We start from the raw sequence: 14,155 nt of genomic DNA on the forward strand, positions 1-14,155 counted from the left end.
AGTGGGGTCCGGGCGCCCTTTGGCTCAAAGGCGCGGTATTCATGTATCAGCACCTTCCAGGGCATTTCAGTTTCGGAACATCTGCTTGGCTGTAGAGATGACTTATGGTGCGGAAGGGCTGTTCAGGACATTCCTGTGCAGAGGTTTGGGGCATGATCCTGTAGAGATCCGCAACCTTGTTGTGAGAAGCGCCATTTCGCGGTCAGGATCAAGTCATGTTCGGAGCGGTTGAGGCGGGGGCGGCCATGGTCGTACTGCACGGCATGCGGGTGGTTGTTGATTCGAAGAAACGTTCATGGGGGGAGGGGGTGGGTGGAGCGTAGTCAGATGTCCGATGCAAGTGGTCGGCCGGCCGCGGCGGATGCCGCTCGCCCGCCGGAGGACGAGAGCGGCGGAAGCAACGACGGCGGCGGAAGCGGCGGAAGCGGCGACGGCGGCGGAAGCGGCGACGGCGGCAGACGCGGAAGCACGGCCAGATCGTTCGGCCTGTCCCGGGTTCCGTCGGCCCGCTCGCTGAGCGACCGGCAACGGTCGGCGGAGCCGCAGCCGTTACCGCCGCCCGGCGGCCCTGAGTCACCCTCAGCGCCCACGGGCCGCACCCGCGAAAGCCACGAGACCGGCTGTGAGTCCCAAGGCCGCGCCGCCCGGACCGCGCCCACCGCCCGGCCCACCGGGCCGGTCCGGCCCAACCGGCCCGCCCGGCCCAACCGGCCCGCCCGGCCCAGCCAGCCCGCCCGGTCCGCCCGATCCGTACGGCGCGCCGTGCTGCGCCTCACCCGTACGGTCGCCAGCCAGGTGTTCTTCCTCCAGGTGGCGGTCGTGCTGCTGCTCGCCGTCGCCGCCGGGGCGGCCCTCGTACTCCAGTCCCGGCACGACACCGACCAGGAGGCCCGCCGCCGCTCGCTCGCCGTCGCCGAGTCCTTCGCGAACGCCCCGGGCATGGTCGAGGCGCTGCGCTCCCCCGACCCGACCGCGATCCTCCAGCCGCTCACCGAGCGCGCCCGCCACCGGGCCGGCGTCGACTTCATCGTCGTCCTGACCACGGACGGCATCCGCTACACGCACCCCGAGAGGGAGCAGATCGGCCTGCACTTCCTCGGGAGCTACCGCGCCGCCGCCGAGGGCGGCACGGTCACCGAGACGTCCACGGGCGTCCTCGGCCCCTCCGTACGGGCCGTGGTGCCCGTCACCGACAGCCGGGGCAAGATCGTCGGCCTGGTCGCCGCCGGGATCACCGTGGAGAAGGTGAGCGGCGCGGTCGACAAGCAGCTGCCGATCCTCCTCGGCGGCGTCGCCGCCGCGCTCATCCTGGCCACGGGCGGCACGGCGCTGGTCAGCAGGCGGCTGCGGCGGCAGACGCGCGGCCTGGACCCGGGCGAGATGACGCGCATGTACGAGCACCACGACGCGGTGCTGCACTCCGTACGGGAGGGTGTGCTGATCGTCGACGGGGACGGCCGGCTGCTGCTGGCCAACGACGAGGCGCGCCGGCTGTTCGACCTGCCCCCGGACGCCGAGGGCCACCCGGTCACCGAGCTCGGCTTCGACCCGAGCACCGCCGAGCTGCTGGTGTCGGGCCGCCCCGCCACCGACGAGGTGCACAAGGCGGGGGAGCGGCTGCTGACGGTCAGCCACCGGCCGACCGACCGCAACGGCGGGCCGCCCGGCAGCGTCGCCACGCTCCGCGACACCACCGAGCTGCGCACCCTGTCCGGCAAGGTCGACGTGGCGCGCAAGCGGCTGCGACTGCTGTACGACGCGGGGGTGCGGGTCGGCACCACGCTGGACGTGGTGCGTACGGCCCAGGAGCTGACCGAATACGCGGTGGAACGGTTCGCCGACTACGTCGCGGTGGATCTGGTGGACCCGGTGCTGCGCGGCGAGGAGCCGACCGGCGCGGCCACGGGCAGCGGCGCCACCGCGCGCACCTCGCTGCGCCGCACCGCCCTCAGCGGCATCCGCGAGGACGTAGGGCTCTACCCGCTGGGCGGGCTGATCCGCTACGGCCCGTTCACGCCGCAGGCCAGGGGGTTCGCCAGCGGTGAGACGACCGTGGAGGCCGTACTCGGCGACTTCTCCGGATGGCAGGAGCACGACCCGGACCGGGCGCAGCGGATCGTCGCGGGCGGCATCCACTCCATGATCGCGGTCCCGCTGCGGGCCCGGGGCGTCATCCTGGGCATCGCCACGTTCATGCGCTCGGAGAAGCCCGAGCCCTTCGAGATGGACGATGTGTCCCTCGCGGAGGAGCTGGTCACCCGGGCCGCGGTGTCCATCGACAACGCCCGGCGGTACACCCGCGAGCACACCATGGCGGTGACGCTCCAGCGCAGCCTGCTGCCGCAGGTGCTGCCCGAGCAGAGCGCGCTGGATGTGGCGTATCGCTATCTGCCGGCGGAGTCGGGGGTGGGCGGTGACTGGTTCGATGTGATTCCGCTGCCGGGGGCGCGGGTGGCGCTGGTGGTGGGCGATGTGGTGGGGCACGGGCTGCACGCGGCGGCCACGATGGGGCGGCTGCGTACCGCGGTGCACAACTTCTCCACCCTCGACCTGCCGCCCGACGAGATCCTCTCCCACCTCGACGATCTGATCGACCGGATCGACCAGGACGAGCGCTCGGAGAGCCTGGCGGGCGGCGGTGTGATCACCGGTGCCACCTGTCTGTACGCGATCTACGATCCGGTGTCCCGGCGCTGCACCATGGCCCGGGCCGGACATCCGCCGCCCGCGGTGGTGTCCCCGGACGGCTCGGTGGAGTTCCCCGAGGTGCCGGCCGGGCCGCCGCTCGGCCTGGGCGGGCTGCCCTTCGAGACGGTGGAGCTTCAGTTGCCCGAGGGCAGCCACCTCGTCCTGTACACCGACGGCCTGGTCGAGAAGCGCGACCGGGACATCGAGGAGGGCCTGGAGCTGCTGCGCGCGTCCCTCTCCCACGCCGGGCGGACGCCGGAGGAGACCTGTACGGCGGTGCTCGGCGAGATGCTGCCGGACACCCCCAGCGACGACATCGCGCTGCTCGTCGCCTGCACGCGGGTGCTGGAGCCGGAGCGGATCGCGGACTGGGAGGTGCCGTCCGACCCGGCCCTGGTCTCCGCGGTACGCGCCACGGTGGCGGCGCGGCTGGCCGAGTGGGACCTGGGCGACGTGGCGTTCACCACCGAGCTGATCCTCAGCGAGCTGATCACCAACGCGATCCGCTACGCGACGGGGCCGATCCGGGTGCGGCTGCTCTGCGACCGCAGCCTGATCTGCGAGGTGTCCGACACCAGCAGCACCTCGCCGCATCTGCGGTACGCGGCGACGGAGGACGAGGGCGGGCGCGGGCTGTTCCTCGTCTCGCGGTTCGCCGACCGGTGGGGGACGAGATACACGGCGGAGGGCAAGGTCATCTGGACCGAGCAGACGCTGCCGCAGCGCGGTAAGCGGCGCTACTAGGCGCTGTCCGGGCGCTGTCCGGCGGATCTTGACGCCTGCGGCGGGCTCGTTCCTCTACCCGCCGGCCCGCGCCGAACGCGAAGACGGGCCTGATCCGGTCGGTCGGCCGGATCAGGCCCGTCGGGATGACAAAGGGGACGTAGGCGCTACTTCACCGGTTCCGGCTCGGGCTCGGGTGCCGTCTCGCCGTCGCCCTCCGGCTCGGCGGGCGTCTTGACGGAGTCGAGCAGCAGCTGCGCCACGTCCACGACCTGGAGCGACTCCTTCGCCTTCCCCTCGTTCTTCTTGCCGTTGACGGAGTCGGTCAGCATGACGAGGCAGAACGGGCAGGCGGTGGAGACGATGTCCGGGTTGAGGGACAGCGCCTCGTCCACGCGCTCGTCGTTGATGCGCTTGCCGATGCGCTCTTCCATCCACATGCGGGCGCCGCCGGCGCCACAGCAGAAGCCGCGCTCCTTGTGGCGGTGCATCTCCTCGTTCCTGAGCCCCGGCACCTTGGCGATGATCTCGCGCGGCGGGGTGTAGACCTTGTTGTGGCGGCCCAGGTAGCAGGGGTCGTGGTAGGTGATGAGCCCCTCGACCGGGGTGACCGGGACCAGCTTGCCCTCGTCGACGAGGTGCTGGAGCAGCTGGGTGTGGTGGATGACCTCGTAGTGGCCGCCGAGCTGCGGGTACTCGTTCGCGATGGTGTTGAAGCAGTGCGGGCAGGTCGCGACGATCTTCTTCTTGGACTTCTCGACGACGACGCCTTCCTCCGCGTCCTCGCCGAAGGCCATGTTCAGCATCTCGACGTTCTGCTGGCCGAGCTGCTGGAAGAGGAACTCGTTGCCCAGACGGCGGGGGGAGTCGCCGGTGCAGGACTCGTCGCCGCCCATGATCGCGAACTTGACGCCCGCGATGTGCAGCAGTTCCGCGAAGGCCTTGGTGGTCTTCTTGGCGCGGTCCTCCAGGGCGCCCGCGCAGCCGACCCAGTAGAGGTAGTCGACCTCGGTGAGGTCCTCGATGTCCTTGCCGACGACCGGAACCTCGAACTCGACTTCCTTCGTCCAGGCGAGCCGCTGCTTCTTGGCCAGTCCCCAGGGGTTGCCCTTCTTCTCCAGGTTCTTGAGCATCGTGCCCGCCTCCGACGGGAACGAGGACTCGATCATGACCTGGTAGCGGCGCATGTCCACGATGTGGTCGACGTGTTCGATGTCGACGGGGCACTGCTCGACGCAGGCGCCGCAGGTGGTGCAGGACCACAGCACGTCCGGGTCGATGACGCCGTTCGCCTCCAGCGTGCCGATCAGCGGCCGCTCGGCCTCGGCCAGGGCCGTCGCCGGGACGTCCTTCAACGCCTCGGCGGATGCCTTCTCCTCGCCCTCCATCGTCGTGCCGCCGCCTGCGAGCAGATACGGCGCCTTGGCGTGCGAGTGGTCGCGCAGCGACATGATCAGCAGCTTCGGCGAGAGCGGCTTGCCGGTGTTCCAGGCGGGGCACTGCGACTGGCAGCGGCCGCACTCGGTGCAGGTGGAGAAGTCGAGCAGGCCCTTCCAGGAGAAGTGTTCGATCTGCGAGACGCCGAAGACGTCGTCGTCGCCCGGGTCCTCGAAGTCGATCGGCTTGCCGCCCGACGTCATCGGCTGAAGCGCGCCGAGCGCCACGTCTCCGCTCGACTCGCGCTTGAACCAGATGTTGGGGAAGGCGAGGAAGCGGTGCCAGGCGATGCTCATGTCGATGTTCACGGAGACCGTGATCATCCAGACCATCGTCGTGCCGAGCTTGATCATCGCGAACAGGTAGGTCAGGTTCTGCACCGTGCCGATGCTGAGGCTTTTGAAGAGCAGCACCAGCGGATACGAGGCGAAGTACTCCGGCTCGTAGGAGTCGACGTGGTGCAGCGCGCCCTCCGTGCCGCGCAGCACCATGATCGCGATGCCGATGATGAGGATGACGTACTCGACGAAGTACGCCTGCCAGGCCGTGGAGCCGGCGAACCGCGACTTGCGGCCGGCCCGGCTGGGCAGGTTCAGCAGCCGGATCACGATCAGGGTCGCGATGCCGAGCGTGGTCATGGTGCCGATGAACTCGATGTACAGCTCGTAGGGGAGGAAGCCGCCGAGGACCGGCAGCGTCCAGTCCGCCTGGAAGAGCTGGCCGTAGGCGTTGATGATGGTCGGCGGCAGGGTCAGGAAGCCGATCGCGACGAACCAGTGGGCGACGCCGACGATGCCCCACTTGTTCATCCGGGTGTGCGCGAGGAACTCCCGGGCCAGCGTCACGCTGCGCTGGTAGGGGTTGTCGGTCCGGGCGCCCGCCGGCACCGGCGTGCCGAGCTTGAAGAAGCGCACGAACTGCGCGATGGCGCGGCCGAGCAGGGCAACGCCGACCGCGGTGAGGACCAGCGACACGATGATCGCGGCGAGTTGCATGGGGGCTCCTCGAACCTGCGAGAGCGGAAGTACGCGGGAGTACGTGGAAGTACGTGGAAGTACGTGGAAGTAAGCGGATTACTAAGCAGTAACTTATCTGGTCTTGACCGAGATTACCCGGGGAGACGGTGGCTCATGTAGCCGACCGGCCGGTGATCTGTGTCGCTCGGTGGTACCACCTCGCCCGCCCTCCCGTCGCCTTGACCGTGTCCTGTAAATAAGAGCTATATAAAAGTTGAGTCGGCCTGACTCAGGTCTGTTGACACGGGGGATCCGGTCGGGCACTCTTGAGCCTGTTCCACTCAATGCTGTGTAGCTGGAGGATTGCGAAATGGCTCGTGCGGTCGGCATCGACCTGGGTACGACGAACTCCGTCGTCAGTGTGCTCGAAGGCGGTGAGCCCACCGTCATCACCAACGCCGAGGGCGCCAGGACCACGCCGTCCGTCGTCGCCTTCGCCAAGAACGGCGAGGTCCTGGTCGGTGAGGTCGCCAAGCGCCAGGCGGTGACCAACGTGGACCGGACCATCCGGTCGGTCAAGCGCCACATGGGCACCGGCTGGAAGATCAACATCGACAACAAGGACTTCAACCCGCAGCAGATGAGCGCCTTCATCCTGCAGAAGCTCAAGCGGGACGCCGAGGCCTACCTGGGCGAGAAGGTCGCGGACGCGGTCATCACCGTCCCGGCGTACTTCAACGACGCCGAGCGCCAGGCCACCAAGGAGGCCGGTGAGATCGCGGGCCTCAACGTTCTGCGTATCGTCAACGAGCCTACTGCTGCCGCCCTCGCCTACGGGCTGGAGAAGGACGACCAGACCATCCTGGTCTTCGACCTCGGCGGCGGCACCTTCGACGTCTCGCTGCTGGAGATCGGCGACGGCGTGGTGGAGGTCAAGGCCACCAACGGTGACAACCACCTCGGTGGTGACGACTGGGACCAGCGCGTCGTCGACTACCTGGTCAAGCAGTTCAACAACGGCCACGGCGTCGACCTGTCCAAGGACAAGATGGCCCTCCAGCGCCTCCGTGAGGCCGCTGAGAAGGCGAAGATCGAGCTCTCCAGCTCCACCGAGACCACGATCAACCTGCCCTACATCACGGCCTCCGCCGAGGGCCCGCTGCACCTGGACGAGAAGCTCACCCGCGCCCAGTTCCAGCAGCTGACCAGCGACCTGCTCGAGCGCTGCAAGGTCCCCTTCCGCAACGTGATCAAGGACGCGGGCATCGCGCTCTCCGAGATCGACCACGTGGTCCTGGTCGGCGGCTCGACCCGGATGCCGGCCGTCGCCGAGCTCGTCAAGGAGCTGACCGGCGGCAAGGAGGCCAACAAGGGCGTCAACCCGGACGAGGTCGTCGCCATCGGCGCCTCGCTCCAGGCCGGTGTCCTCAAGGGTGAGGTCAAGGACGTCCTGCTGCTGGACGTCACCCCGCTGTCCCTCGGTATCGAGACCAAGGGCGGCATCATGACCAAGCTGATCGAGCGCAACACGACCATTCCGACCAAGCGCTCGGAGATCTTCACCACGGCCGAGGACAACCAGCCGTCCGTGCAGATCCAGGTCTACCAGGGCGAGCGCGAGATCGCGGCGTACAACAAGAAGCTCGGCATGTTCGAGCTGACCGGCCTGCCGCCGGCCCCGCGCGGCGTGCCGCAGATCGAGGTCACCTTCGACATCGACGCCAACGGGATCATGCACGTCGGCGCCAAGGACCTCGGCACCGGCAAGGAGCAGAAGATGACCGTCACCGGCGGCTCCGCGCTGCCGAAGGACGACATCGACCGCATGATGCGCGAGGCCGACCAGTACGCGGAGGAGGACCACAAGCGCCGCGAGTCCGCCGAGACCCGCAACCAGGCCGAGCAGCTGGTCTACCAGACCGAGAAGTTCCTCAAGGACAACGAGGACAAGGTCCCCGGCGACGTCAAGACCGAGGTCGAGACCGCGCTCGGCGAGCTGAAGGAGAAGCTCAAGGGCGACGACACCGCCGAGATCCGCACCGCCACCGAGAAGGTCGCGACCGTCAGCCAGAAGCTGGGCCAGGCGCTGTACGCCAACGCCCAGGCGGACGGCGCGGGCGCGCCCGGTGCCGCGGGCGCGGCCGCCGGTGACGGCCAGGCCAAGGCCGACGACGACGTCGTGGACGCCGAGATCGTGGACGACGAGAAGAGCGACAAGGGTCGGGGTGGTGCCGCGTGACGGAGGAGACCCCGGGCTTCGAGGAGCAGCCCGACGTCCCCTCCGAGGCCGCACAGACCCCTGACGATGCGGCCAAGGGTGCCGCCGGGTCCGCCGACAAGGCGGGCCCGGAGGCCCAGGCAGGGGACCTCGAGCAGGTGGCCATCCAGGCCCAGCTGGACCAGGTCCGTACGGCGCTGGGCGAGCGGACGGCAGACCTCCAGCGGCTCCAGGCGGAGTACCAGAACTATCGACGCCGGGTCGAGCGGGACCGGGTGACGGTCAAGGAGATCGCCGTGGCGAACCTCCTGACCGAGCTGCTGCCCGTGCTCGACGACATCGGCCGCGCTCGTGACCACGGTGAGCTCGTCGGCGGCTTCAAGTCCGTCGCCGAGTCGCTGGAGACGACCGCGTCCAAGATGGGCCTTCAGCAGTTCGGCGCGGAGGGCGAGCCCTTCGACCCGCTGGTGCACGAGGCGCTGATGCACTCGTATGCGCCGGACGTCACCGAAACCACGTGCGTGCAGATTCTGCAGCCGGGGTATCGAATCGGCGAGCGTACGATCCGCCCGGCGCGGGTCGCGGTCGCCGAGCCCCAGCCGGGCGCCCAGCCCAAGGGGGACGAGACGCCGGACGAGGAGAGCGGTGGCCCGGAAGAGGGCTGACGTTGATGACGTGGCTGACGTGACAGCGGTGGCAGGAGAGGAGGGACGTCGAGGATGAGCACCAAGGACTTCGTCGAGAAGGACTACTACAAAGTCCTCGGCGTCCCCAAGGACGCCACCGAGGCGGAGATCAAGAAGGCGTACCGGAAGCTCGCCCGCGAGTTCCACCCGGACGCCAACAAGGGCGACGCCAAGGCCGAGGAGCGCTTCAAGGAGATCTCCGAGGCGAACGACGTCCTGGGCGACCCCAAGCGCCGCAAGGAGTACGACGAGGCGCGCGCCCTGTTCGGCAACGGCGGCTTCCGCCCGGGGCCGGGCGCGGGCGGCACCGGCAACTTCAACTTCGATCTGGGCGACCTCTTCGGCGGCGCCCAGCCCGGGGGCGGAGCCGGTGGCGCGGGCGGCTTCGGTGGCGGCCTCGGGGACGTCTTCGGCGGCCTCTTCAACCGTGGCACCTCCACCCGTGCCCAGCCGCGCCGCGGCCAGGACATCGAGTCCGAGGTGACGCTGAGCTTCACCGAGGCGGTGGAGGGGGCCACGGTCCCGCTGCGGATGTCCAGCCAGGCTCCGTGCAAGGCGTGCTCGGGCACCGGCGACAAGAACGGCACCCCGCGGGTGTGCCCGACCTGCGTCGGCACCGGGCAGGTCAGCCGCGGCGGCGGGGGCGGCTTCTCGCTCACCGATCCGTGCGTGGACTGCCGGGGCCGCGGCCTGATAGCGCAGAACCCCTGCGAGACCTGCAAGGGCAGCGGCCGTGCCCGCAGCGCCCGCACCATGCAGGTCCGGATCCCCGCGGGCGTCAGCGACGGCCAGCGGATCCGGCTGCGCGGCAAGGGCGCCCCGGGCGAGACCGGCGGGCCGGCCGGCGATCTGTATGTGGTGGTCCATGTGGACCCCCACCCGGTCTTCGGCCGCAAGGGCGACAACCTCACCGTCACCGTGCCCGTCACCCTCCCGGAGGCGGCACTCGGCGGCGAGATCAAGGTCCCGACGCTCGGCGGCCCTCCGGTCACCCTGAAGCTGCCGGCCGGCACGCCCAACGGCCGCACGATGCGCGCCCGCGGCAAGGGCGCGGTGCGCAAGGACGGCACCCGCGGCGACCTGCTGGTCACCGTCGAGGTCACCGTCCCCAAGGACCTCAGCGACAAGGCGCGCGAGGCGCTGGAGTCGTACCGGGAGGCGACCGCGGGGGAGGACCCGCGGGCGGAGCTGTTCCAGTCCGCGAAGGGAGCGTGACCCGATGGAGACGTCTGGGCTCGGAGGCAGGAGCCGCAACCCGTACGAGCTGACCGACGAGTCGCCGGTGTACGTCATCTCGGTCGCCGCTCAGCTCTCCGGGCTGCACCCCCAGACCCTGCGCCAGTACGACCGGCTGGGCCTGGTCTCCCCCGACCGCACGGCCGGCCGCGGGCGCCGCTACTCGGCCCGCGACATCCAGCTGCTCCGCCAGGTGCAGCAGCTCTCCCAGGACGAGGGCATCAACCTCGCCGGCATCAAGCGCATCATCGAACTGGAGAACCAGGTCGCCGCCCTCCAGGAGCGCGTCGCCGAACTCCAGTCCGCGGTCGAGGGCGCGGCCGCGGCGATGCAGCAGCGCGAGGCCGCGGTCCACGCCTCCTACCGCCGCGACCTGGTCCCCTACGACCAGGTCCGGCAGACCAGCGCGCTGGTGGTGTGGCGTCCCAAGCCCAAGCGCTCGGAGTAGCGGCCGCGCGTTGCGCCCCGGCCTCGCCACGCTCACCCCATCGAGTGGCCCGGTGACCGATCCGTCGGTCACCGGGCCTCTTTTCTGCCAGCGTGACGGCGTTGTCCGTGCCGCACGGACGTTGCTGGCCCACACTTGAGGAGGAGGTGCTGCGCCATGACCGCTCTCGCCCACGAGGCGCCTACGACGATGGAGGTGCCTGAAGACATGCCCTGTCTTGAACTGGACGAGGCCCTGTGGCAGGCGTGGAAGTCCCTGGAACTCCCCGAGGGCTTTCACGCGGAGATTGTCGAGGGGTTCATCGAGGTGTCGCCCACCGGACGTTCCAGCCACGCCCGTGTCATCAACCGCCTGCGGCGGGCCTTGGAAAGGCACCTGGAGGGCAGCGAATTCGCGGTGCACCACGACTGGAACGTCATCCACGGGCGCAAGGCGTGGGTCCCCGACCTGTTCGTGGCGCCCGAGGACGACGAGGAGTTCCTCACCGAGGACGGCCTGGGCTTCGCCGCCTCCGCCGTGAAGCTCGTCGTCGAAGTCGTCTCCCCCGGCCACGAGAACCAGCAGCGCGACCGGGTCCGCAAGCGCCGCGCCTATGCGCGTGCGGGGATCCCCGTCTACGTCCTGATCGACGACCACGACAACCACGGCACGGTGACCGTGCTGACCTCCCCCTCCCCCGGCGAGGAAACGTACGCCGCCGCCATCCGCGTGCCGTACGGCACCGAGGTGCAGATCCCGGAGGGTCCGGTGAAGGGCTTCGCGATCACGGAGGACATCACCGGCCCGCGTGTGACGTGACGGCGCAGTCGACGGCGAGGCCACGTTCGGCGAGGGCCATGCGGCGTCGGTGCTCGGCGTGAACATCATGCGGGTACGTGACGGCGGGATCACCGAGGCGCTGGGTTATGGGCACCGGCCCCATCCAGATCAGCCATATCGAGGCCGGGCGTATCGGCGTCAGTGAGGAACGGCTGCGACGGCTGGCTGACAACTACCGCTGCACGGACGGCGAGCTGGTCGACGCGCTGACCGCCATGGCAGCCGAGCGCGTACGGGGGTGGTGGGAGGGCTACCGGGGCTTGCTCGAGTCGGCCTTGCTGGACATCGCTGCCCTGGAGTGGCATGCCCATGCGATGCGGACGCTGCGAGTCGTCCACATCCCTGGGCTGCTCCAGGCGGAATCCCATATGCGGGCGCTGTTCACCTACGCGCGATCGCCGGTCTCGGACCACGTCGAGGAGCTGATCGACTTCCGGCTGCGGCGCCGAGAAGTGCTCGACCGTGACGATCCGCCGGAGTACACGGCAACCATCCACGAGGCGGCTCTGCGCATGAAGGTCGGCGACCGAAGGGTTGCGCGGGAGCAGTTGGAGTACATCCTGGAAACGTCCGAACTACCCGGTGTCACCGTGCGAGTGATTCCCTTCGCTGCCGAGGGTTTCGCGGGCATGGGGGACTCCGTGCTCTACGCGACGGGGCCACTGCCCAGACTGGACACGGTGCAGATCGATCAGGTCCACGGCAGTGCCTTCCTGGACGGGGAAGCGCAACTGGAGCATTACCGGCACCGCCTGAGCGTTGCAGAGCAGGTGGCGCTCAACTCTGAGGAATCGCGAGACTTCATTCACCGCATCGGACGAGAACTCTGAAGGGTTGAACATGCACGACATCCCCTGGCGCAAGTCAAGCTTCTCCGGCAACGGGGTGAACAACGAATGCCTGGAAGTCGCCGCCGCCGACGGCGCGATACATCTGCGCGAGAGCGAAGCCCCCGGCACAGCCATACGCACGGCCCCGCGTCCGCTCGCGGCCTTCATCCGGGCAACCAAGGCGGGGGAGTTCGACCACTTGCGGTGATGCGGCAGCGCGGGCCAAGCCCAAGCGGCCCGGTGACCGATCCGTCGGTCACCGGGCCGCTTTCTGTCGGCGTGAGGGCGTTGTCCTCGGCTACTTCGGGTCGCGGTTGAACGCGGCCTTCGACCAGCGGTAGCCGAGGGCTGTCAGGGCCAGGCACCAGGTGATGCTGATCCACCAGTTGTTGCCGATGTCGGTGCCGAGGAGGAGTCCGCGGATGGTCTCGATGGTGGGGGTGAAGGGCTGGTACTCGGCGATGGGCTGGAACCACCCCGGCATGGCGTCGATGGGGACGAAGGTGCTGGAGATGAGGGGGAGGAAGATCAGTGGCATGGCGTTGTTGCTGGCGGCTTCGGCGCTGGGGCTGACCATGCCCATGCCGACGGCGATCCAGGTGAGTGCCAGGGCGAACAGTGCGAGGAGACCGATTGCCGCGAGCCAGTTCAGGAGGGTGGCGTTGGTGGAGCGGAAGCCGATGGCCACGCCGACGGCGCCGACGAGGATCACGCTGGCGATGGCTTGGAGGACGCTGCCGATGACGTGGCCGATGAGTATGGAGCCGCGGTGGATGGCCATGGTGCGGAAGCGGGCGATGATGCCCTCGGTCATGTCCATGGAGACGGAGACGGCGGTGCCGATGGTGGTGCTGCCGATCGTCATCAGCAGGAGCCCGGGGACGAGATAGGCGATGTATGCGGAGCGGTCGGCGCCGCCGCCGATGCCCGCGCTCATGGTGTCGCCGAAGATGTAGACGAACAGCAGCAGCATCATGATCGGCGTCAGCAGCAGATTCAGGGTCATCGACGGGTAGCGCCGCGCGTGCAGGAGGTTGCGCCGCAGCATCGTCGACGAGTCGCGCACGGCGACGGAGAGGGCGCTCATCGGACTGTCTCCTTGGGCTGGTTGGGGATGGTGGTGGTGCCGGTGAGGGCGAAGAAGACGTCGTCGAGGTCGGGGGTGTGGACGGTGAGTTCGTCGGCTTCGATGCCGGCGGTGTCGAGCCAGTCGAGGATGGAGCGCAGTTCGCGTTGGCTGCCGTCGCTGGGGATCTGGAGCGACAGCGCCTCGTCGTCCCGGGTGGCCTCGCGGAGCGTGGTGGCGGCGGACTGATACGCGCCGGGGTCGGTGAAGCGGAGCCGGATGTGTCCGCCGGGGATCAGTCGCTTCAGCTCCTCCGCAGTGCCTTCGGCGGCGATCTTGCCGTCGTTCAGGACGGCGATGCGGTTGGCGAGTTCATCGGCCTCATCCAGGTATTGGGTGGTGAGGAAGACGGTGACGCCGTCGGTGACGAGTTCGCGGATGATCTGCCACATGTTGTGGCGGGAGCGTGGGTCGAGGCCGGTGGTGGGTTCGTCGAGGAAGATGATGCGTGGGTTGCCGACCAGGGTCATGGCAATATCCAGGCGGCGTTTCATGCCGCCGGAGTAGGTGGAGGCGGGCTTCTTCGCGGCCTCGACCAGGTCGAAGCGCTCCAGCAGTTCGGCGGCAACCCGCCGCCCCTCGCGCTTGGACAGGTGGTGCAGGTCGGCCATGAGGAGCATGTTCTCCTCGCCGGTGATCAGGCCGTCGACGGCCGAGAACTGCCCGGTGACACCGATCGCGGCACGCACCCCGTCCGGTGACGTGGCGAGGTCGTGGCCCGCGACCTGAGCCTGCCCGCCGTCGGCTGAGATGAGCGTGGAGAGGATCTTCACGGCGGTGGTCTTGCCGGCGCCGTTGGGCCCGAGCAGCGCGAACACGGACCCGGCCGGGATGTGCAGATCGATGCCGTCGAGGACGGTCTTGTCGCCGTACGACTTGCGCAGACCGACGGTGGAGATGGCGGCCGGCGACTGCGGACCATCGCCCCGACTGGATGTGGACATGACAGAAGAAGGCATGAGGCCCTCCCATTCGAAGGCAGAAGTGA

11 protein-coding genes are annotated in these 14,155 nt (G+C 69.1%); 8 read left to right on the top strand and 3 right to left on the bottom strand.

Features of this window, described 5'->3' with window-relative positions; all coding sequences use genetic code 11:
- The first annotated feature begins 327 nt into the window (after window positions 1–327).
- A complete protein-coding gene (locus tag ABTY62_RS36385; protein ID WP_352133687.1) occupies window positions 328–3,432 on the top strand; it encodes a SpoIIE family protein phosphatase in 3,105 nt (1,034 codons plus the stop codon).
- Between the two features lie 146 nt (window positions 3,433–3,578).
- Here the strand turns inward: ABTY62_RS36385 and ABTY62_RS36390 are convergent, their stop codons facing one another.
- Window positions 3,579–5,843 (bottom strand): (Fe-S)-binding protein, encoded by a 2,265-nt coding sequence (locus tag ABTY62_RS36390; RefSeq protein WP_352133688.1) that lies wholly within the window; start codon window positions 5,841–5,843, stop codon window positions 3,579–3,581.
- A 331-nt stretch (window positions 5,844–6,174) separates the two neighbouring features.
- Between ABTY62_RS36390 and dnaK the strand changes: the two genes are divergently transcribed.
- The 7 genes from dnaK to ABTY62_RS36425 all read left to right on the top strand — a co-directional run bounded on the left by dnaK (window position 6,175) and on the right by ABTY62_RS36425 (window position 12,249).
- Entirely contained in the window at window positions 6,175–8,043 is a 1,869-nt protein-coding gene (dnaK, locus tag ABTY62_RS36395) for a molecular chaperone DnaK (protein ID WP_352133689.1), read from the top strand.
- A complete protein-coding gene (gene grpE, locus ABTY62_RS36400; protein WP_352133690.1) occupies window positions 8,040–8,687 on the top strand; it encodes a nucleotide exchange factor GrpE in 648 nt (215 codons plus the stop codon). Before dnaK ends, grpE begins: the two co-directional genes overlap by 4 nt.
- A gap of 54 nt (window positions 8,688–8,741) precedes the next feature.
- The gene (gene dnaJ / locus ABTY62_RS36405; RefSeq protein ID WP_311729176.1) at window positions 8,742–9,923 is read left to right on the top strand and encodes a molecular chaperone DnaJ; all 1,182 of its coding nucleotides are present in this window, start codon (window positions 8,742–8,744) and stop codon (window positions 9,921–9,923) included.
- A gap of 4 nt (window positions 9,924–9,927) precedes the next feature.
- Complete coding sequence (locus tag ABTY62_RS36410; protein WP_311729175.1) at window positions 9,928–10,392, top strand: heat shock protein transcriptional repressor HspR; 465 nt, start codon at window positions 9,928–9,930, stop codon at window positions 10,390–10,392.
- 156 nt (window positions 10,393–10,548) lie between these two features.
- On the top strand, window positions 10,549–11,190 hold the full coding sequence (locus ABTY62_RS36415; protein ID WP_352133691.1) for a Uma2 family endonuclease: 642 nt from the start codon (window positions 10,549–10,551) through the stop codon (window positions 11,188–11,190).
- A gap of 107 nt (window positions 11,191–11,297) precedes the next feature.
- Complete coding sequence (locus ABTY62_RS36420) at window positions 11,298–12,041, top strand: DUF5753 domain-containing protein (protein ID WP_352133692.1); 744 nt, start codon at window positions 11,298–11,300, stop codon at window positions 12,039–12,041.
- A gap of 10 nt (window positions 12,042–12,051) precedes the next feature.
- Window positions 12,052–12,249: a DUF397 domain-containing protein gene (locus ABTY62_RS36425; protein WP_352133693.1), complete on the top strand. Its 198-nt coding sequence runs from the start codon at window positions 12,052–12,054 to the stop codon at window positions 12,247–12,249.
- Window positions 12,250–12,339: 90 nt separating this feature from the next.
- Here ABTY62_RS36425 and ABTY62_RS36430 read toward each other — a convergent pair whose 3' ends face one another.
- Window positions 12,340–13,128 carry an ABC transporter permease gene (locus tag ABTY62_RS36430; protein WP_352133694.1) on the bottom strand — a complete coding sequence of 263 codons (789 nt, stop codon included), beginning with the start codon at window positions 13,126–13,128 and terminating at the stop codon, window positions 12,340–12,342.
- Complete coding sequence (locus ABTY62_RS36435) at window positions 13,125–14,126, bottom strand: ATP-binding cassette domain-containing protein (protein ID WP_352133695.1); 1,002 nt, start codon at window positions 14,124–14,126, stop codon at window positions 13,125–13,127. Before ABTY62_RS36435 ends, ABTY62_RS36430 begins: the two co-directional genes overlap by 4 nt.
- Window positions 14,127–14,155 lie beyond the last annotated feature (29 nt).

The organism is Streptomyces sp. NPDC097640 (genome assembly GCF_040302705.1).
Lineage (GTDB): Bacteria > Actinomycetota > Actinomycetes > Streptomycetales > Streptomycetaceae > Streptomyces.